Below are 18505 nucleotides of genomic sequence, written 5' to 3'. Positions count from 1 at the left end.
CCCGATTCCCGATTCCCGATTCCCGATTCCCGATTCCCGATTCCCGCTACCCCTCCCGCATCAACGCCTTCAGATAGCTCTTCCGCCAGTAGGTGATGTCGAAGCGGCGGAGGGTGCGCATCATGGCGTCCCAGCGTTCGCGGCGTTCGCCGAGGGGCATGGCCGCGGCGGCGGCGATGGCGTCGGCGACGCCGTCCACGTCGTAGGGGTTCACCAGCAGCGCTTCGCCGCCCAGTTCCATCGCCGCGCCGGCGAAGCGCGAGAGCACCAGCACGCCCGGGTCCTGCGGATCCTGCGCGGCGAGGAACTCCTTGGCCACCAGGTTCATGCCGTCGCGCAGTGGGGTCACCAGGGCGACGTGGGCGATGCGGTAGAAGCCCATCAGCACCGGGTGCGGGAAGTTGCGGTTGACGTAGCGCACCGGTGTCCAGTCGGGCTCGGCATGGGCGCCGTTGATGTGGCCGGTGAGGCCTTCCAGGCGCGAGCGCAGGGCCTGGTACTCGGTCACGTCCGAGCGCGAGGCCGGCGCGATCTGCAGGAAGGTCAGGCTGCCGCGCTGCTCGGGATGGCGTTCCAGATAGCGCTCGAAGGCGTGGAAGCGGTCGGGCAGGCCCTTCGAGTAGTCCAGCCGGTCCACGCCGATGGCGAGCTGCCGCTGGTTCAGGCTGCGCCGCAGGCGCGCGACCGCGGGCTTGTTGACCGCCTCCGCCGCCTGCCGCTCGATGCCGGCGGTGTCGATGCTGATGGGAAAGGCCCCTGCGCGGAAGCGCTGGCCCTGGGCGGTCTCCAGCACGCCGTTGGAGATCACCTTGCCGCCGCCGTACAGGCGCACGTAGTCCTGGAAACGCTCCAGGTCGCGGTAGGTCTGGAAGCCCACCAGGTCGTAGCAGGACAGCCCGGCGAACAGCTCGGCGTGCTCGGGCAGTGCGGCGAGCAGGTCCGACGAGGGCATCGGCACGTGCAGGAAGAAGCCGATCCGGCACTTCGCGCCGCGCTCGCGCAGGAACTTCGCCAGCGGGATCAGGTGGTAGTCGTGGATCCACACCGTGTCGTCCGGTGCGATCTCGTCCATCAGCAGCTTGGCGAACAGCTCGTTGACGCGCTGGTAGCCCGCCCAGGTCTCGCGCGAGTAGTCGACCAGGTCGAGGCGGAAGTGCAGCAGCGGCCACAGCGTGGCGTTCGAGAAGCCGGAGTAGTAGGCGTCGTGGTCCGCGCGCGACAGGTCGACGGTGACGTAGCGGATGTTGCCGTCGCTGACCTCGTGGACGGTGCCGGACTCACCGCTGACGCGCTTGCCGCTCCAGCCGAACCAGACGCCGCCGGTCTCCTTGAGGGCGCCGAGCACCGCGAGGGCGAGGCCGCCCGCCCGGGACTCGGAGGGAAGGGCGACGCGGTTGGAGACGACGACGAGGCGACCCATGGATGTGCAGGCGGTGCGAAGTGGATGTGACGGGCCACTATTCACATCCGCGCGCGACGGCCGCGTGGACGCCGCCGCCTCTTCCGGCGCTCAGCCCCCGCTGGCGAGCCACCGGCGCACCGCGGCGGGATCGGCCAGCGCATGGCGCGCGGCGGTGTCGGGGCGGTCGCCGACGAGGATGCTGATGCCCCCGTGCGCGTTGACCACCTCGAAGCCGTATTCGTCGGTGCGGTCGTCCCCGGCGAACACGGGCACGCGCCCGGCGAAGGGCGGCTCGGCTAGGAAGGCGGCGATGGCCGTGCCCTTGTGCGCGCCTTCCGGCCGCAGCTCGACGACGTGGTCGCCCGGCTGCAGCCGGTAGCCGGGCAGGCGCAGCAGGGCCGCTTCGGCGAAGGCCGCTACCGCGCCCGCGGCTTCCGGCGCCAGGCGCCAGTGCAGGCCGAGGTTGACGCCCTTGTCCTCGACCACGACGCCCGGATGCCGGCGCGCCAGCGCATGGGCGTCGTCCAGCACGTCGTCGAAGGCCGCGGGACGGCGCGGGGCATGCACCTCGCCCGCCCAGGCGCGCCGCTCCAGGCCGTGCAGCCCGGCGGCGGTCAGCCGCAACGGCTCGAAGATGCGGTCGAGGGCGGCCAGCGAGCGCCCGCTGACCAGGGCCAGCGCGCCGTCGAGCCGGCGCTGCAGCGCGGTCAGCGTTCCCGGCAGGCCGGGCGGCACGATCACCGCGTCCGGCGTCGGGGCGAATTCGAGCAGGCAGCCGTCGACGTCGAGAAACAGCGCCCAGTCGGCGGCGGGCGCGGGAGGCGGGGGCAGCAGGACGGTGGACATGCGCGCCAGTGTCGCAGGCGCGGGGTGTGCGCGGGGTGGCGGCGCTCCTGGATGGCGCGCGTAGCCGGGCGCGACGGCACCGCTGCGCCCGCGGGCGCTTGAATCCCCGCCGTCGGCCCCGCATCTGACGGGCATCGCGGCGCCGCAGTGTTGTGTCGGATGCCGCCTCCCACACGAGGATCTTCCGATGCGGATGGACAAGCTCACCTCGCGCTTCCAGCAGGCGATCGCCGATGCGCAGTCGCTGGCGGTCGGGCGCGACCACAACATGATCGAGCCCGCGCACCTGCTGGTGGCGCTGATCGACCAGCAGGGCGGCTCCACGCGCCCGCTGCTGACCCAGGCCGGGATCAACGTGCCGGCGCTGCGCGAGCGCCTCGGCGAGGTGCTCGACGGCCTCCCGAAGGTCGCCGGCAACGAGGGCAACCTCAGCGTCTCCAACGACCTGACCCGCCTGCTCAACCTCACCGACAAGCTGGCCCAGCAGCGCGGCGACGCCTACATCGCCAGCGAGCTGTTCGTGCTCGCCGCTCTCGACGACACCGGTGCCGCCGGGCGCGCGCTCAAGGCCGCGGGCGCCGAGCGCGCGCGGATCGAGGCCGCCATCGACAAGCTGCGCGGCGGCGAGAAGGTGCAGTCGGAGAACGCCGAGGACCAGCGCCAGGCGCTGGAGAAGTTCACCGTCGACCTCACCGCGCGCGCCGAGGCCGGCAAGCTCGACCCGGTCATCGGCCGCGACGAGGAGATCCGCCGCACCGTCCAGGTGCTGCAGCGGCGGACCAAGAACAACCCCGTGCTGATCGGCGAGCCCGGTGTCGGCAAGACCGCCATCGTCGAGGGCCTGGCCCAGCGCATCGTCAACGGCGAGGTGCCGGAGGGTCTGCGCGGCAAGCGCGTGCTCTCGCTCGACATGGGCGCGCTGATCGCGGGCGCCAAGTTCCGCGGCGAGTTCGAGGAGCGGCTCAAGGGCGTGCTCAACGACCTCGCCAAGCAGGAGGGCCAGGTCATCCTGTTCATCGACGAGCTGCACACCATGGTCGGCGCGGGCAAGGCGGAAGGCTCGATGGACGCCGGCAACATGCTCAAGCCTGCCCTGGCCCGCGGCGAACTGCACTGCATCGGCGCGACCACGCTCGACGAGTACCGCAAGTACGTCGAGAAGGACGCCGCGCTGGAGCGGCGCTTCCAGAAGGTCTTCGTCGGCGAGCCCAGCGTCGAGGACACCATCGCCATCCTGCGCGGGCTGAAGGAGCGCTACGCGGTGCACCACGGCGTGGAGATCACCGACCCGGCCATCGTCGCCGCGGCCACGCTGTCGAACCGCTACATCGCCGACCGCCAGTTGCCCGACAAGGCCATCGACCTGATGGACGAGGCGGCCAGCCGCATCCGCATGGAGATCGACTCCAAGCCGGAGGAGATGGACCGCAAGGAGCGCCGCCTGATCCAGCTCAAGATCCAGCGCGAGGCGCTCAAGAAGGAGAAGGACGCGGAGTCGAAGCAGCGCCTGGCCGATCTCGAGAGCGAGATCGAGACGCTGGAGCGCGAGTACAACGACCTCGAGGAGATCTGGAAGGCGGAGAAGGCCACCCTCCAGGGCGCCACGAAGATCAAGGAGCGCATCGAGCAGGTGCGCCTGGAGCTGGAGGCCGCGCAGCGCCGCCAGGACTACGCGCGCATGAGCGAGCTGCAGTACGGCCAGCTGCCGGAACTCGAGAAGCAGCTCAAGGCCGCGCAGGAGGCGGAGACCGCGGGCTTCAGGCTGCTGCAGGACCGGGTCACCGCCGAGGAGATCGCCGAGGTGGTCTCGCGCTGGACCGGCATCCCGGTGTCCAAGATGCTGGAAGGCGAGCGCGAAAAGCTGCTCAAGATGGAGGACGCCCTGCACGCGCGCGTCGTGGGCCAGGACGAGGCGGTCAAGGCGGTGTCCGACGCCATCCGGCGTTCTCGCGCGGGGCTCTCCGACCCGAACCGGCCGAACGGCTCCTTCCTGTTCCTGGGCCCGACCGGCGTGGGCAAGACCGAGCTGTGCAAGGCGCTGGCCGGCTTCCTCTTCGACACCGAGGAGGCGATGGTGCGCATCGACATGTCCGAGTTCATGGAGAAGCACTCCGTGGCGCGGCTGATCGGCGCGCCCCCGGGCTACGTCGGCTACGAGGAGGGCGGCTATCTCACCGAGGCGGTCCGCCGCCGGCCGTACAGCGTGATCCTGCTCGACGAGGTCGAGAAGGCGCACCCGGACGTGTTCAACATCCTGCTGCAGGTGCTGGACGACGGCCGCCTGACCGACGGGCAGGGGCGCACGGTCGACTTCCGCAACGCGGTGATCGTGATGACCTCCAACCTCGGCAGCCAGCTGATCCAGGAGCAGGCGGGGGACGACTCGCCGGCGGCCTACATGCAGATGAAGGCCTCGGTGATGGGGGTGGTGCAGGCGCACTTCCGGCCCGAGTTCATCAACCGGTTGGACGAGATCGTCGTCTTCCACCCCCTCGCCAAGAGCCAGATCCGCGAGATCGCGCGCTTCCAGACCCAGTACTTGGCCAAGCGCCTGGCCGAGCGCCAGATCCGCTTCGAGATCGACGACGCCGCGCTGGAGCTGCTGGGCAACGTCGGCTTCGACCCGGTCTACGGGGCGCGGCCGCTCAAGCGTGCGATCCAGTCGCAGCTGGAGAACCCGCTGGCGCAGAAGATCCTCGCCGGCGAATTCGGCAGCGGCGACGGCGTGCGGGTGACTGCGAGCGGCGGCGCGCTGGCCTTCGCCAGAATGTGAGGCGCGGCTACATCGGAGGGCGCCCCTGTAGGAGGGGCTCCCGCCGCGCTGTAGGAGGGGCTTCAGCCCCGACCGCGGGTTCGGTACGGGGAACACCGCCTCGTCGCGGCTGAAGCCGCTCCCACTGCGCTGTAGGAGGGGCTCCCGCCGCGCTGTAGGAGGGGCTCCAGCCCCGACCGCCGGGCTGGTACGAGAGCACCGCCTCGTCGCGGCTGAAGCCGCTCCCACCGCGCTGTAGGAGGGGCTTCAGCCCCGATCACGGGTTCGGTACGGGGAACACCGCCCTGTCGCGGCTGAAGCCGCTCCCACCGCGCTGTAGGAGGGGCTTCAGCCTCGACCGCGGGTTGGTACGGGAGCATCGCCTCGTCGCGGCTGAAGCCGCTCCCACCGCGCTGTAGGAGGGGCTTCAGCCCCGACCGCGGGTTCGATACGGGGAACACCGCCTCGTCGCGGCTGAAGCCGCTCCCACCGCGCTGTAGGAGGGGCTTCAGCCCCGAGCGCGGGTTCGGTACGGGTAACACCGCCCCGTCGCGGCTGAAGCCGCTCCCGCCGCGCTGTAGGAGGGGCTTCAGCCCCGACCGCGGGTTCGGTACGGGGAACACCGCCTCGTCGCGGCTGAAGCCGCTCCCACCGCGCTGTAGGAGGGGCTTCAGCCCCGACCGCGGGTTCGGTACGGGGAACGCCGCCTCGTCGCGGCTGAAGCCGCTCCCACCGCGCTGTAGGAGGGGCTTTCAGCCCCGACCCGCCAGGGCGGCCCGCCAGCGGGCGGCTCAGCCGCCCAGGCGGGCCAGCTGCTCGCGCAGGCCCGTGGCCTGCGTGGTCCAGTCGGCCAGGCGCGCGCGCTCCTGCTCGACCACTGCCGCGGGCGCCTTGCCGACGAAGGTCTCGCTGCCGAGCTTGGCGTTGCACTTGGCGATCTCGGCCTCGACCCGCGCGAGTTCCTTGCCCAGCCGCGCGCGCTCGGCGTCGAGGTCGATCAGGCCTTCCAGCGGGATCAGGAGCTTCAGCTCGCCGACCAGGGCGGCCGCCGACGCCGGCACCGGGGCATCCGCCTCCAGCCAGGACTGCGACGCCGTGCGCGCCAGGAAGCCGAGCTGGGCGGCGAACCGCGCGGCGCGCGCGCGGTCGGTGGCATCGCCGCCGGAGAACAGCAGCGGCAGCGGCCGGGACGGCGACACGCCGAGATCGTTGCGGACCTTGCGCAGGCCGGTGACCGCCGCCTTGAGCCACTCGATGTCGGCCTCGACCGCCGCGTCCTGCGCGAAGTCCGCCGCCTGCGGGTAGGGCCGCAGGCTGACGCTGTCGCCCTCGATGCCCAGCTTCGGCGCCACCTGCAGCCAGATCTCCTCGGTGACGAAGGGGATGAGCGGGTGCAGCAGGCGCAGCGTCGCCTCCAGCACGTACAGCAGGGTGTGGCGGGTGCTGTCGGCGGTGGCGGCGTCCGCGCCCTGCAGGGCGGGCTTGGCCAGCTCGACGAACCAGTCGCAGAGCTCGTTCCAGGTGAAGTCGTAGACGGTCTGGGTGAACAGGTCGAAGCGGTAGCCGGCCACGTGCTCGGCGGCGGTTGCCGAGGCCTTGGCCAGGCGCGCCAGGATCCAGCGCTCCGCGTCGGTCGCCGGCGTCGGCGCGCCGGAGAAGCGCTTGCCCTCGCTGTGCATCAGCGCGAAGCGGGCCGCGTTCCACAGCTTGTTGCAGAAGTTCTTGAAGCCCTCGGCGCGGCCGAGGTCGAACTTGATGTCGCGGCCGTGGCTGGCCAGCGAGGCGAAGGTCATGCGCAGCGCGTCGGCGCCGAAGGCCGGGATGCCCTCCGGGAACTCCCTGCGCGTGGCCTTCTCGATCTTCGCGGCCATCTGCGGCTGCATCAGGCCCTCGGTGCGCTTGGCGACCAGGGCGTCCGCGCTGATGCCGTCGATGAGGTCGATCGGGTCGAGCACGTTGCCCTTGGACTTGGACATCTTCTGTCCGTCGCGGTCGCGCACCAGCCCGGTGATGTAGACGGTCTCGAACGGGACCTTCCCGGTGAAGTGGTCGGTCATCATGATCATCCGGGCGACCCAGAAGAAGATGATGTCGAAGCCGGTGACCAGCACCGTCGAGGGCAGATAGCGATCGAAGCCGCGCTCGGCCATGGCGGCCTCGTCCGGCCAGCCCAGCGTCGAGAAGGGCCACAGCGCGGAGGAGAACCAGGTCTCGAGCACGTCGGACTCCTGGCGCAGCGCGACGTCGGCGGCGAGCCCGTGCTTCGCGCGCACCTCGGCCTCGTCGCGGCCGACGTAGACCCGGCCGGCCTCGTCGTACCAGGCCGGGATGCGGTGGCCCCACCAGAGCTGGCGGCTGATGCACCAGTCCTGGATGTTGCCCATCCAGTGGCGGTAGGTGTTGATCCAGTTCTCCGGGACGAACTTCACCTTCCCCGACTCGACCAGCTCCAGCCCGCGCGCGCCGAGCGTGTCCATGCGCACGAACCACTGGTCGGTGAGGTAGGGCTCGATCACCTGGCCGGTGCGGTCGCCGCGCGGCACCTGCAGCACGTGCGGTTTGGTCTCGACCAGGCGGCCCTCCGCCTCCAGGTCGGCCAGCACCTGCTTGCGCGCGGCGTAGCGGTCGAGGCCGCGGTAGGCCTCGGGCGCGTTGTCGTTGATCGTGGCCGTCGGCGTGAACACGTTGATCGACGGCAGGCCGTGGCGCTGGCCGATGGCGTGGTCGTTGAAGTCGTGCGCCGGGGTGATCTTGACGCAGCCGGTGCCGAACTCGCGCTCGACGTAGGCGTCGGCGATCACCGGGATGGTGCGGTCGGACAGCGGCAGGCGCAGGTGCCTGCCGACGAGCGCGGCGTAGCGCTCGTCCTCGGGATGCACGGCCACGGCGACGTCGCCGAGCATGGTCTCGGGCCGGGTGGTCGCGACCACGAGGTGGTCGGGCGCGCCCGTCGGCGGGTCGACCACGTCGTAGCGGATCGACCACAGGAAGCCCTTCTCCTCCTCGCTCACCACCTCAAGGTCGGAGATGGCCGTCTTCAGCACCGGGTCCCAGTTGACCAGGCGCTGGCCGCGGTAGATCAGGCCCTCCTCGTACAGGCGCACGAAGACCTCGACGACCGCCTTCGACGGCATCGGGTCCATGGTGAAGACCTTGCGCGACCAGTCGCCCGACACGCCCAGGCGCCGCATCTGGCGCTCGATGGTGTCGCCGGACTGCTGCTTCCACTCCCAGACCTTCTCGACGAACTTCTCGCGGCCGAGGTCGTCGCGGGTCAGGTTCTCGCGGCCGAGGTTGCGGCCGACCACCATCTCGGTGGCGATGCCGGCGTGGTCGGTCCCGACCTGCCACAGCGTGTCCCGGCCGCGCATGCGGTGGTAGCGCACCAGCGCGTCCATCACCGTGTGCTGGAAGGCGTGCCCCATGTGCAGCGTGCCGGTGACGTTGGGCGGCGGCAGCAGCACCGTGTACGCCGGCCCGTCCCCCCGCGGCGCGAACGCACCGGAGGTCTCCCACTGCGCGTACAGGCGCGTCTCGAAGGACTGCGGATCGAAGCTCTTGTCGAGTTGGGACATGGTTGGTTGGATGAAGCGGGAATGGGGAAGGGAAAGGCGGGAATGGGGACCTGCGGATTGTCGAGGCGGGAGAGGGCGCGCACGGTGGTGCGCTGGATCGGAGGGCGGGACCCGCGGGGCGTCGCGCCCTCCAGGTCCCGATTCCCGCTTCACATTCCCTCTTCCCGCTTACCTCATCACATATCGTGCTTGTTGGTCTCGAACCCCCGCGCCTTGTACTGCCGCCAGCGTTCGCGCAGCGGTTCGCGGGCGGCGGGGTCGGCGGGGACCACTTCCAGGACGCGCTCGCACTGGCCGGCGAAGGCCGCGTCGCGCAGGTTGATGACCATCGGGCGGTCGGGGCAGTCGACCTCGGGGGGCGCGATCACGACGGGGGTGATCTCGTCCTCCTCCGGGTCCTCCTCCCCCGCGATCTGGTGCGGGATGTAGGCCTCGGTGTCGAAGGCCCACAGCGCATCGTCCAGCGCCTCGGCCTGCGCACGGTCCCGCGCCAGGATCAGGGTCGGCGCCCCGCTGTCGTAGGCGCGCCGCGCCAGCTCGCAGACCAGCCGCAGCGGATCGTCGCGGAAGCGCGGCTTGGCGATGAGGTAGAAGTCGGCTCGGGGCATGGGGGGAGAAGCCGGGAAGAGGGAATCGGGAAGAGGGAATGAAAGGTCGGCAGGTTCTGGCTGGCGCGATGTTCCGCGGGGCGCTCCAGTCGAGGCCGGAGGGGCGGACGTCTTCGTGGCCTCACCCTTCCCGATTCCCCATTCCCTCTTCCCGCTTGATCACGCAGCAGCCCGATCCATCAACCACTGCACCAGCAGCCCCACCGGGCGGCCGGTGGCCATGCCCTTGCGGCCGTCGTCGGAGCCGGAGCCGGCGATGTCGAGGTGGGCCCAGCGCTGGCCTTCGGTGAAGCGGCCGAGGAAGCAGCCGGCGGTGATGGCGCCGGCGTAGCGCCCGCCGATGTTGTAGACGTCCGCGAACGCGGAGTCGAGCAGGCTCTCGTACTCGGCGTGCAGCGGCAGGCGCCAGGCGCGGTCGTGGCTGGTCTCGCCGGCGGACAGCAGCTCCTCGGCCAGGTCGTCGTGCTTGCTCATCAGGCCGGAGACGACGCTGCCCAGCGCGACCATGCAGGCGCCGGTGAGGGTGGCGACGTCCACCAGGGCCTGCGGCTCGAAGCGCTGCGCGTAGGTCAGCGCGTCGCACAGGATCAGGCGGCCCTCGGCGTCGGTGTTGCCGACCTCGATGGTCTTGCCCGACATGCTGGTGAGCACGTCGCTGGGGCGGTAGGCGTCGGCGTCGGGCATGTTCTCGACCGCGGGCACCACGACCACCAGGTTGACCGGCAGCTTCATCGTGGCGACCGCGACCAGGGTGCCGAGCACGGTGGCGCCGCCGCACATGTCGTACTTCATGCCCTCGATGCCGCCCTGCACCTTGAGGTTGAGGCCGCCGCTGTCGAAGGTGATGCCCTTGCCGACCAGCACGTAGGGCTTCGCGTCGCCGGCGCCGGTGTACTTCAGCACCACCAGGCGCGGCGGGTTGGCCGAACCGCGGGCCACCGCCAGCAGCGAGCCCATGCCGAGCTTCTCCATGTCGGCGCGTTCGAGGATCTCGGCCTCGACGTTCTCGACCTCGGCCGCGAACTGACGGGCGCGCTCGGCGAGGTAGCCGGGGTTGCAGATGTTGGGCGGCAGGTTGCCGAGCTCGCGGGCGAACTCCACGCCGCGGGCGGTCGCCACGCCCTGGGCCAGCGCGGCTTCGTCCTCGCCCTGCAGGGCCAGCGTGCGCAGGCGCTCGCCCTCGTCCTTGCGGGAGACGGTGGCGGTGTAGCGGTAGGCGGCGTGGTCGGCGGCGGTGATCGCCTGGCGCAGGGTCCAGGCCGCGTCGCGGCCGGCGACCTCGACGGCGCTCAGGGTCAGCAGCGCGTGACGGACCGGCGAGCCGGCGAGCGCGCGGACGGCGCCGGCGACCGCCTTCTGGAAGCCCGCCGGACCGAACTTGCCGGCCTCGCCCAGGCCCACCGCCAGCACGCGCGGCGCGGCGATGCCGTCCAGGTCGGTCAGCAGGACGCTGCGGCCGGCCTTGCCGGAGACGTCGCCCCGCTCGATCAGGGCGGCGATGCGGCCGCCGCTCGCGGCGTCCAGCGCCTGGGTCGCCGCCGGCTGCGTGCCGTCGGCGAACACGCCGACGATGATGCAGTCCGTGCGAGTCTCGGCGGGGGCGCTGCGGTTCAGTTCGAATTCCAAGGCCATGCGTCGTGATTCCGTATGATTGCGCGCCGGCCGCTGCCGGGCGCGTGGGACTCCGGTCCGCCCGCGACGAGGGTCGAGCGCGGCGGAAACCGGCAGAAAAAGAAAGCGTGCAAGTCTAGCAAAAGCCCCGCCACCGCCGTTTCCGCCGAATGCCCAGACTCGAGCGTTACCTCCTGCGCGAATTCACCGAGACCGTCTTCGCCACCCTCGTCGTCCTGGTGCTGGTCAGCATGAGCGGCGTGTTCGCCGACCTGGTCCGCGAGATCGCGCGCGGTTCGCTGCCGCCGGGGCTGCTCCTGTCCCAGCTCGGCCTGCGCCTGCTGCAGTTCCTGCCGATGGTGCTGCCGCTCTCCCTGTTCCTCGGCCTCCTGATGGCGGTGGGCCGGCTCTACCGCGATTCCGAGATGGCGGTGCTGGCCTCCATCGGCTACGGGCCGCAGCGCCTGGTCCGGCCGCTGGCGATGCTGGCGGTGCCGATCGTGGCGGTGGTCGCGGTGCTGGCGCTGTGGGGCGGCCCCGCCGCCGAGCGCGCGGGGCAGCGCATGATCGACAGCGCCAACCGCTCGCTGCTGGTCGCCGGCCTGGACTCGAGGCGCTTCGTCGAGCTGCCCGGCGGCGGCGTGATCTACGTCGACAGCCTCTCGCCCGACGGCTCGCGCTTCGAGCGCATGTTCCTGCAGCTGGAGGACGACGAGGGCCGCGTCGACGTCACCACCGCCCAGCGCGGCGAGCTGTTCTTCGACGGCAGCGCCGAGCGCTACCTGCTGATGCACGACGGCTTCCGCGTCGAGGGGCCGCTGGAGGGCGCGGACTTCCGGCTGATGCGCTTCGTGCGCAACGAGGCGCAGCTGCCCGACCGCGCCGAGACCGTGGGCACCGAGGAGCCGCGCCTGCAGAGCACGCCGGTGCTGCTGGAACGCGACGACCCGCCGGCGCGGGCGGAACTGCACTGGCGCATCGGCCTGCCGCTGCTGGCCGCGACCCTGGCGCTGGCCGCCATCCCGCTGGCGCGCTCCTCGCCGCGCCAGCCGCGCTACGGGGCGCTGCTCCTGGCCTTCCTCGGCTACCTGGTCTACATCTTCTCGATGTTCATCGGTCGCGCCTGGCTCGGCGCCGACGTCATCCCCGGCTGGCTCGGGCTGTGGTGGCTGCACCTGCCCATGGCGGGCATCGCGCTGTGGCTCTACCTGCGTGACGGCGCCCTGCGCCGGCCGCGCGCCGGGGCGGCGCGATGAAGCTCGCCGCGCTGCGCCCGCGCCTGCACGACCGCTACGTCGCCCGGGCCGTGCTCACCTCCCTGCTGTCGGCCTGGGCCGTGCTGCTCGCGTTCGACCTGGTCGGCGCCGTGGTCGGCGAGCTGGGCGACGTCGGCGACGGCGGCTACACCTTCGGGCACATGCTGGTGGGCGTGCTCTTCAGCGTGCCGCGCCGGCTCTACGACCTCTATCCCTCCGCCGCGGTGCTGGGCTCCATCCTCGGCCTGGGCGCACTCGCGGCCAGTTCCGAACTCACCGCCCTGCGCGCGGCCGGCATCTCGCGGCTGCGCATCAGCCTCGGCGCGCTGCTGACCGTCTTCGGCCTCACGGCGGCGATGGTGGTCACCGGCGAGACCCTGGGCCCGATGGGCGAGGCGCGCGCGGCCTCGATCGTGTCGGCCGCGCGCAGCGGCGACAGCATCCTCTCCCGCTTCTCGGGGCTGTGGGCGCGCGACGGGGACACCTTCGTCAACGTGCGCGCGGGCTCCTCGCGCGGCCGCGGCCGCGAGGGCTACGTCGAACTCGCCGACGTGCGCCTGTACGAGTTCGACGACGACGGCCGCCTGCTGACGCTGTCGCGCGCGCGCAGCGCCGAGCTGCGCCCGACCGGCTCGGTCCTGCGCGAGGTCCACCGCACCCGCTTCGGCGAGCGCGAGGCCATCGTCGAGCGCGTCGCCGAGGAGCCCTGGGAGACCTCGCTCGACGGCGACACCCTCACCACCAGCCTCGTGCGGCCGCGCTACCTCTCCACGGCGCAGCTCTACGAGACCATCCAGTACATGCGCGCCAACAGCCTCGACAGCCGCCACTTCGAGAGCTTCTTCTGGGCGCACTGGTTCTATCCGATCAACGTGCTGGCGCTGTGCCTCGCCGCCATGCCCTTCGCCTTCGGCCAGCTGCGCAGCGGCGGCTTCGGCAAGCGGCTGTTCCTGGGCATCGTGTTCGGCCTCGGCTTCGTGCTGGCGCAGATGATGCTGAACGGCCTGGCGCAGGTGTACGGCATCCCCATGTGGCTCACCAACCTGCTGCCCCCGGCGATCCTGCTGGGCATCGCGGTGTGGCAGTACAGGCGGACGCATTAGCGGCGGCGTTCGGGGCTCAGGGCTTGGGGCTTGGGGCTTGGGGCTTAGTTTTTTGGGCTTAGGGCTTAGGGCTTAGGGCTTAGGGCGCATGCTCTTGCGGTGCCCCGTGCCCCGTGCCCCAAGCCCCAAGCCCCAAGCCCAGACCAACACACCGCCATGAACCCCCGGCCGGCAGGCTCGGACCGCAGCGGCAGCGGACGCTGCCGTTCGCCCCGACCCACGGAGAGCGCACGATGCAGACCGAGGTTCCCATCGAGATCCGTTGCGACGCCGGCGCGCAGCGCCTGGAGGCGCACGTCGGCGACGCGCGCGCCTACGTCGCCTTCGAGGAGGAGGACGGCGTCGTCACCTTCACCCATACCGTCGTCCCCGAGACCCTGCGCGGCCGCGGGATCGGTACCCGCCTGGTGCGCGAGGCCCTCGACTGCGCCCGCAGGGAGGGGCTGGCGGTGGTGCCGCGCTGCGCGATGTTCGCCGCGTACATGCGTCGGCACGAGGAGACCCAGGACCTCCTGAGCGCCTCGGGCCGCACCCTGCTGGGTCTGGGGCCGGCGGCCTGATCCGGCCTGCGGCGGGTCAGCGGGCCGGGTCGCCGAAGCGTTCGCAGAGCATGGCGAACGCGCTGCGCAGCGCCTGCGCTTCGCCGCCGGCGGGGTGGCCGGGGCGGTCGGCGTCGTTCCAGGCGTACACGTCGAGGTGGGCCCACGGGATGGTGTCGGGCACGAAGCGCTGCAGGTAGACCGCGGCGACGATCGAGCCCGCCATGCGCGAGGGTCCGGCGTTGGCGAAGTCGGCGACGTTGCTGCGCAGGTAGCCGAAGTAGGGCTTCCACAGCGGCATCCGCCACAGCGGGTCGTTCTCGCGCTCGCCGGCCGCGAGCCAGGCCTGGGCGAGGGCGTCGTCGTTGGCGTAGAGCGCCGGCAGCTCCGGGCCGAGCGCGATGCGCGCGGCGCCGGTGAGCGTGGCGAAGTCGAGGAGCAGGGTCGGGGTCTTCTCGACCGCGTAGGTCAGCGCGTCGCCGAGGATCAGGCGGCCTTCCGCGTCGGTGTTGTCGATCTCGACGGTGTGCCCGGACCGCGTGCGCAGCACCTCGCCGGGACGGAAGGCATCGGGCCCGACCGCGTTCTCGACCGCCGCGACCAGCAGGGTCAGGCGCACCGGCAGGCGCCGTGCCATGACCAGCTGCGCCAGGGCGATGGCGTGCGCCGCACCGCCCATGTCCTTCTTCATGTTGCGCATGCCGTCGGCGGGCTTGAGGTCGAGGCCGCCGGTGTCGAAGCACACGCCCTTGCCGACCAGGGTCAGGGCCGGGTGCGCCTCGTCGCCCCAGGTCAGCTCCAGCAGGCGCGGCGCGCGATGGCTGGCGCGCCCGACCGCGTGGATCACCGGGAAGTTGGCATCGAGCAGGGCCTCGCCGGCGATGGCGCGCAGGTTGGCGCCGAAGCGGCCGGCGATGCTGCGCACGGCGGCCTCCAGCTCGTCCGGTCCCATGTCCTCGGTCGGCGTGTTGACGAGGTCGCGCACCAGGGTGCACGCGGCGAGGACGTCCGCATGCACGGAGCCGCCGAGCGCTTCGTCCGTCACCAGGCGCGCGGGCGCGCGCTGCGGCCTGCGGTAGCGCTCGAAGCGGTAGGCGCCCAGGCCCCAGCCGAGCGCGGCGCGGCCGGGATCCAGGGCGATGCCGGCCTCCGGCGCCAGCCGGTAGTCGCCCGGCGGCAACTGCAGCGGGGCGTGGGCGATGGCGTGGCAGTCGTCGGCAGCGCCCGCGACGCCGATGGCGGCAAAGGCCGGCGCGCCGTCGGTGCCGGGGACGAGCAGGCTGGTCCCGGGCTCGGCGGAGAAGGCCTGCGCCGCGCACCAGGCGCGGGCGGCGGCGGGCGCGCCGTCGAGCCAGGCGGCGAAGCCGTCGCGGTCGAAGGCGTACAGCGGCAGGGCCGCATCGGCGGCGGAGGCGGGAGCGAAGCAGGCGGCAGGAATCATGCGTCGGGTCCTTGCGGGCGCGGAGCCATCAGGTGGTCGGCGAGCGCCGACAGGTCCGGGAATTCGAGGTCGGGCGGCGGTGCGTCGAGCGTCCACGCCGCGCCGTGGCGGTTGATCCAGCAGGTGGACAGGCCCGCCTCGCGGGCGGCCAGCACGTCCAGGCGCACGTCGTCGCCCACGTGCAGCACCTCGTCCGGGCGGCAGCCGAGGCGCTCGCAGGCGGCGAGGAAGATGCCGGGGTCGGGCTTGGCCGCGCCGTGCTCGCGGGCGCTGAGGCAGAAGCGGAAGTGCGGGTCCACGCCGCACAGCGCGATGTCGGCGTTGCCGTTGGTCAGCGCCGCCAGCGGCCAGCGCTGCGCGAGGCGGTCGAGCGCGCCGGCCACGTCCGGGTACAGGGTCACCCGGTTGCGGGCGCGGAAGAAGGCATCGAACGCCGCCTGCGCATGCGTCTCCGGTTCGCCCGCCGCGCGCAGCGCGTGCTCCAGGGTCAGCAGGCGCTGCGCGGTGAGGTCGTGGGCGAGTTCCGGGCGCGTCCGCGCGACGTGCTCGCGCAGCGCGCGCATGGCCTCGACGGGAAAGCGCGCCGCCGTGCGCGGTGCGTTCTCGCGCATCCAGGCGTGCAGCGCGTCCTCCGCCGCCGCGAGCGCCGGGGCGATCGCCCAGAGCGTGTCGTCGAGGTCGAAGGTGATGGCGCGGGGCGCGACGGGCATCCGCCCATGGTAGCGCGACGCGTCGCCGCGCCGCCTCATTCCAGCAGGCGTGCCCAGCCTTCCCAGCCCTCGACCTTCGAGAACACGATCTTGAAGCAGACCAGCATGGGCACCGCGAGCAGCAGGCCCGGGATGCCCCACAGGAAGCCCCACAGCATCAGCCACAGCAGCAGGACCAGGGGCGAGATGGCGAGCCGGCGCCCGAGGATGATCGGCGTGATCAGCTGGCCCTCCAGGGTGTGCAGCAGCAGGTAGCCGGCCGGCAGCATCAGCGCGCGCGTCGGCTCGTCGAAGCTGATGATGCCGACCACCGCGTAGGCCAGCACGCCGATCAGCGGGCCGACGTAGGGCGCGAAGTTGAGCAGGCCGGCGGCCACGCCCCACAGCAGCGCGTTGGTGAGGCCCAGGCCCATCAGCCAGAGCATGCCGGTCATGACCGCGGCCACGCCGACGTTGATCAGGGTGATGGTGACGACGTAGCGCGCCACGTCGTGCGCGATGCTCTGCAGGATGCCGACGGTCACGCGCTGGTAGCTGCGCTCGGGCAGCAGGGCGATGGCCTTGCGCTGGAAGGTCTGCCCGAACACCAGGAAGAAGTAGGTCAGCAGCACCACCGCCAGCAGGGCGGTCAGCACGCTCGGCGCGCGCGCCAGCATGTCCCAGAGGTCGCTGCGCCGCTCGATCACGGTCAGCCGCTGCGGGACGTTGCCGGAGGAGGTCGCGCTCGCCAGTGCCTCGGCGGCGCGGTTGGCCTGTTCCACCGGCTGGGTCAGGGCGCGCAGCTTGGGCATCTGCTTGCGCAGCTCGCCGGGCGCGTTGCGGACCCATTCGGCGGCAGGCACCGCGAGCTGGCTGGCCAGCACGCCGGTCAGCCCGAGGCCGCCGACGACCAGGAACAGCGCGCCCAGCCAGCGCGGCACCCACAGGCGCTGCATGCGCGAGACCAGCGGGCTGCCCAGCACCGCCAGGAACATCGCCAGGGTGATGGGGACGAGGAGGTCGCGCGCGGCCCAGCAGCTGAAGGCGATGGCGAGGAGCGCGAGGATCCAGAGCGGCCGTGTGCGCCGCGCCCTGGGTGGTTCGGGCTCCGCGGGCGGGCCCGGCGGCGCCGCCGCGGCGGCGCTCATGCCATGGGCGCCCGTGCGCGCGTCGCGCGGTCCGCGGCGCCCGCGGCCGCCCCGGCGGGGGCGCCGTCCAGGGTCTCCTCGGCATGCTCTTCCGCCTCGTCGGCGGCGTCGGTGGCCTCGTCCGCGGCGTGGTCCGCGGCGCCTGCGGCCTGGCTGGCGCGCATGGCGGCGACGGCGGAGATCAGCGTCGTGGTGAGCTTGATCAGCGACGGGATGGCGACCTGTGCCAGCTTCGCGCCCCTGGCGAGGCGGCCGACCTGCGCACCGGGGCGCAGCAGCCCGGCTCCGAGCCCGAGCAGCAGGCCGCCGACCACGATGCGGTCCGGAGTGACCGCAGTGCGCGCGGCGGCCTTCGTCCGGCGCAGGTCGGCCTCGAGCGCGCGCTGCGCCACCTGGAACTCGGCCTCGCGTTCGGCCACCGCCTGGCGCAGGAGACGCCGGCTCACGGCGCGGCCTCCGGCGCGGCGCCGTCCGCGGGCGCCCCGGTCGGCGGCGCGTTCGGCGACGTGCTGCGCAGCCGCGCCCACTGGCGACGGGTCGCGTCGAAGCGGGCATCGGCCAGCGCGCGCCACGCCAGCCAGGCCACCAGCGCGGAGGCCAGCAGCAGGATGCCGGCGCCGACGGCGAAGGCGGCCACCCAGTTCAGCCCGAGCGCCGCGAGTCCGGTGACCAGCACGCCCAGCAGCAGCAGCCACGTCGAGTGCAGCAGGAGCAGGGCGACGATGCCCAGCAGGGCCGCCGTCGCCACCGCGCTGCGGGCGAGGGCCGCGTCGGCGGACACCAGTTTCGCGAAGCCGCCGGCGACGTCGCCGCCGTCGCGCAGCGTGGCGGCGATCGCCTCGCGCAGGGTGCGGAGGTCGTCGAGGATGTTCCGCTTCTCGCCCGGCGTCTCCGGCCCGTCGGCGGGCTCACCCTTCCTCATCAGCGGCGACCGAGCTTCGCCACCACCCAGCCCGCGGCGAGCGCGATGCCGAACGCCGCCAGCGGCTTCTCGCGGATGAGGTCGCGCGCGCTCTCGAGGAACTCCTGGCCGCGCGCCAGCGCCATGTCGATCTGCTCCTCGCCGACCGCGCGGGCCTCGCGCGCCGCCTCGCGGCCGCACTCGGTGGTTTCCTCGAACTCGCTGCGGATGCGCTCACGGCCCTGCGTGATCTGCTCCTGGGCCGCGCTCGCGGCACCGCGCAGGGTCTCGCCGGCGATGCCGGCCGCCTGCTTCAGATGGTCGCCGACCTCGCCCAGATGGCCCTTGAGCGCCTCGCGATGGGCCGGGGTGGCCTCGCCGCCGGCCACGTCGGAGTCGGATGCAGTCGCGGAATTCTGGTTCATGGATGGCTCCGTAGGAAGGGAAACGACATGGGGACAGCACTGTGTCGGTGCAGGCGTGCAGGGGATGACAACGGGTGGAGTGGGGCGGGAAAGGAAGCGGGAACGGGAATCGGGAATCGGGAATGGTCGCGCGGTGCGTGCGGGGGCGCCATCGCTGTGCGTCCGGCACGTTTTGCGCCGAACTTCCCGTTCCCCGTTCCCCGTTCCCG

Annotated in this window: 15 protein-coding genes; 4 read left to right on the top strand and 11 right to left on the bottom strand. The window is 72.3% G+C overall.

What is annotated here, in order from left to right:
- Nucleotides 1–46: 46 nt before the first annotated feature.
- On the bottom strand, nt 47–1420 hold the full coding sequence (gene otsA / locus ACFO3Q_RS01295; RefSeq protein ID WP_377002766.1) for an alpha,alpha-trehalose-phosphate synthase (UDP-forming): 1374 nt from the start codon (nt 1418–1420) through the stop codon (nt 47–49).
- 90 nt (nt 1421–1510) lie between these two features.
- Nucleotides 1511–2248 carry a trehalose-phosphatase gene (gene otsB / locus ACFO3Q_RS01290; RefSeq protein WP_377002765.1) on the bottom strand — a complete coding sequence of 246 codons (738 nt, stop codon included), beginning with the start codon at nt 2246–2248 and terminating at the stop codon, nt 1511–1513.
- A 187-nt stretch (nt 2249–2435) separates the two neighbouring features.
- Between otsB and clpB the strand changes: the two genes are divergently transcribed.
- A complete protein-coding gene (clpB, locus tag ACFO3Q_RS01285) occupies nt 2436–5021 on the top strand; it encodes an ATP-dependent chaperone ClpB (RefSeq protein WP_377002764.1) in 2586 nt (861 codons plus the stop codon).
- 770 nt (nt 5022–5791) lie between these two features.
- On the opposite strand, the gene ACFO3Q_RS01280 is transcribed toward clpB, so the two are convergent.
- The 3 genes from ACFO3Q_RS01280 to ACFO3Q_RS01270 form a co-directional block, all read right to left on the bottom strand.
- A complete protein-coding gene (locus ACFO3Q_RS01280; protein WP_377002763.1) occupies nt 5792–8575 on the bottom strand; it encodes a valine--tRNA ligase in 2784 nt (927 codons plus the stop codon).
- Between the two features lie 176 nt (nt 8576–8751).
- Nucleotides 8752–9183: a DNA polymerase III subunit chi gene (locus ACFO3Q_RS01275; protein WP_377002761.1), complete on the bottom strand. Its 432-nt coding sequence runs from the start codon at nt 9181–9183 to the stop codon at nt 8752–8754.
- Nucleotides 9184–9342: 159 nt separating this feature from the next.
- Nucleotides 9343–10815: a leucyl aminopeptidase gene (locus ACFO3Q_RS01270; RefSeq protein WP_377002760.1), complete on the bottom strand. Its 1473-nt coding sequence runs from the start codon at nt 10813–10815 to the stop codon at nt 9343–9345.
- A gap of 149 nt (nt 10816–10964) precedes the next feature.
- Here ACFO3Q_RS01270 and lptF point away from each other — a divergent pair, with 149 nt between their 5' ends.
- The 3 genes from lptF to ACFO3Q_RS01255 all read left to right on the top strand — a co-directional run bounded on the left by lptF (nt 10965) and on the right by ACFO3Q_RS01255 (nt 13713).
- Nucleotides 10965–12050, top strand: a complete 1086-nt coding sequence (gene lptF, locus ACFO3Q_RS01265) for an LPS export ABC transporter permease LptF (protein WP_377002759.1) — start codon at nt 10965–10967, stop codon at nt 12048–12050.
- The gene (gene lptG, locus ACFO3Q_RS01260) at nt 12047–13153 is read left to right on the top strand and encodes an LPS export ABC transporter permease LptG (protein ID WP_377002758.1); all 1107 of its coding nucleotides are present in this window, start codon (nt 12047–12049) and stop codon (nt 13151–13153) included. Before lptF ends, lptG begins: the two co-directional genes overlap by 4 nt.
- Nucleotides 13154–13386: 233 nt before the next feature.
- The gene (locus ACFO3Q_RS01255) at nt 13387–13713 is read left to right on the top strand and encodes a GNAT family N-acetyltransferase (protein ID WP_377002757.1); all 327 of its coding nucleotides are present in this window, start codon (nt 13387–13389) and stop codon (nt 13711–13713) included.
- 16 nt (nt 13714–13729) lie between these two features.
- On the opposite strand, the gene ACFO3Q_RS01250 is transcribed toward ACFO3Q_RS01255, so the two are convergent.
- The 6 genes from ACFO3Q_RS01250 to ACFO3Q_RS01225 are packed head-to-tail and all read right to left on the bottom strand — an operon-like array spanning nt 13730 to nt 18296.
- A complete protein-coding gene (locus tag ACFO3Q_RS01250; RefSeq protein WP_377002756.1) occupies nt 13730–15133 on the bottom strand; it encodes a leucyl aminopeptidase family protein in 1404 nt (467 codons plus the stop codon).
- Nucleotides 15130–15843, bottom strand: a complete 714-nt coding sequence (locus ACFO3Q_RS01245; RefSeq protein ID WP_377002755.1) for an HAD family hydrolase — start codon at nt 15841–15843, stop codon at nt 15130–15132. Before ACFO3Q_RS01245 ends, ACFO3Q_RS01250 begins: the two co-directional genes overlap by 4 nt.
- A gap of 35 nt (nt 15844–15878) precedes the next feature.
- Nucleotides 15879–16970, bottom strand: coding sequence for an AI-2E family transporter (locus ACFO3Q_RS01240; protein ID WP_377002754.1), 1092 nt, complete (start codon nt 16968–16970; stop codon nt 15879–15881).
- Nucleotides 16967–17416, bottom strand: coding sequence for a hypothetical protein (locus tag ACFO3Q_RS01235; protein WP_377002753.1), 450 nt, complete (start codon nt 17414–17416; stop codon nt 16967–16969). Before ACFO3Q_RS01235 ends, ACFO3Q_RS01240 begins: the two co-directional genes overlap by 4 nt.
- The gene (locus ACFO3Q_RS01230) at nt 17413–17892 is read right to left on the bottom strand and encodes a hypothetical protein (RefSeq protein WP_377002752.1); all 480 of its coding nucleotides are present in this window, start codon (nt 17890–17892) and stop codon (nt 17413–17415) included. Before ACFO3Q_RS01230 ends, ACFO3Q_RS01235 begins: the two co-directional genes overlap by 4 nt.
- Entirely contained in the window at nt 17892–18296 is a 405-nt protein-coding gene (locus ACFO3Q_RS01225; protein ID WP_377002999.1) for a hypothetical protein, read from the bottom strand. The genes ACFO3Q_RS01230 and ACFO3Q_RS01225 overlap by 1 nt, the downstream gene beginning before the upstream one ends.
- Nucleotides 18297–18505: the final 209 nt, after the last annotated feature.

The sequence above is a fragment of the Coralloluteibacterium thermophilum genome (assembly GCF_042654365.1).
GTDB lineage: Bacteria > Pseudomonadota > Gammaproteobacteria > Xanthomonadales > Xanthomonadaceae > Coralloluteibacterium > Coralloluteibacterium thermophilum.
Note: the sequence above shows the minus strand (reverse complement) of the source record. Positions and strands in the feature narration are given on the sequence as shown.

Coding starts and splice junctions, on each gene's coding strand:
- ACFO3Q_RS01275 (WP_377002761.1), bottom strand. CDS start 9,183: ATGCCCCGAGCCGACTTCTACCTCATCGCCAAGCCGCGCTTCCGCGAC.
- ACFO3Q_RS01240 (WP_377002754.1), bottom strand. CDS start 16,970: ATGAGCGCCGCCGCGGCGGCGCCGCCGGGCCCGCCCGCGGAGCCCGAA.
- clpB (WP_377002764.1), top strand. CDS start 2,436: ATGCGGATGGACAAGCTCACCTCGCGCTTCCAGCAGGCGATCGCCGAT.
- otsA (WP_377002766.1), bottom strand. CDS start 1,420: ATGGGTCGCCTCGTCGTCGTCTCCAACCGCGTCGCCCTTCCCTCCGAG.
- lptG (WP_377002758.1), top strand. CDS start 12,047: ATGAAGCTCGCCGCGCTGCGCCCGCGCCTGCACGACCGCTACGTCGCC.
- lptF (WP_377002759.1), top strand. CDS start 10,965: ATGCCCAGACTCGAGCGTTACCTCCTGCGCGAATTCACCGAGACCGTC.
- ACFO3Q_RS01225 (WP_377002999.1), bottom strand. CDS start 18,296: ATGAACCAGAATTCCGCGACTGCATCCGACTCCGACGTGGCCGGCGGC.
- ACFO3Q_RS01250 (WP_377002756.1), bottom strand. CDS start 15,133: ATGATTCCTGCCGCCTGCTTCGCTCCCGCCTCCGCCGCCGATGCGGCC.
- ACFO3Q_RS01245 (WP_377002755.1), bottom strand. CDS start 15,843: ATGCCCGTCGCGCCCCGCGCCATCACCTTCGACCTCGACGACACGCTC.
- ACFO3Q_RS01270 (WP_377002760.1), bottom strand. CDS start 10,815: ATGGCCTTGGAATTCGAACTGAACCGCAGCGCCCCCGCCGAGACTCGC.
- ACFO3Q_RS01230 (WP_377002752.1), bottom strand. CDS start 17,892: ATGAGGAAGGGTGAGCCCGCCGACGGGCCGGAGACGCCGGGCGAGAAG.
- ACFO3Q_RS01255 (WP_377002757.1), top strand. CDS start 13,387: ATGCAGACCGAGGTTCCCATCGAGATCCGTTGCGACGCCGGCGCGCAG.
- otsB (WP_377002765.1), bottom strand. CDS start 2,248: ATGTCCACCGTCCTGCTGCCCCCGCCTCCCGCGCCCGCCGCCGACTGG.
- ACFO3Q_RS01280 (WP_377002763.1), bottom strand. CDS start 8,575: ATGTCCCAACTCGACAAGAGCTTCGATCCGCAGTCCTTCGAGACGCGC.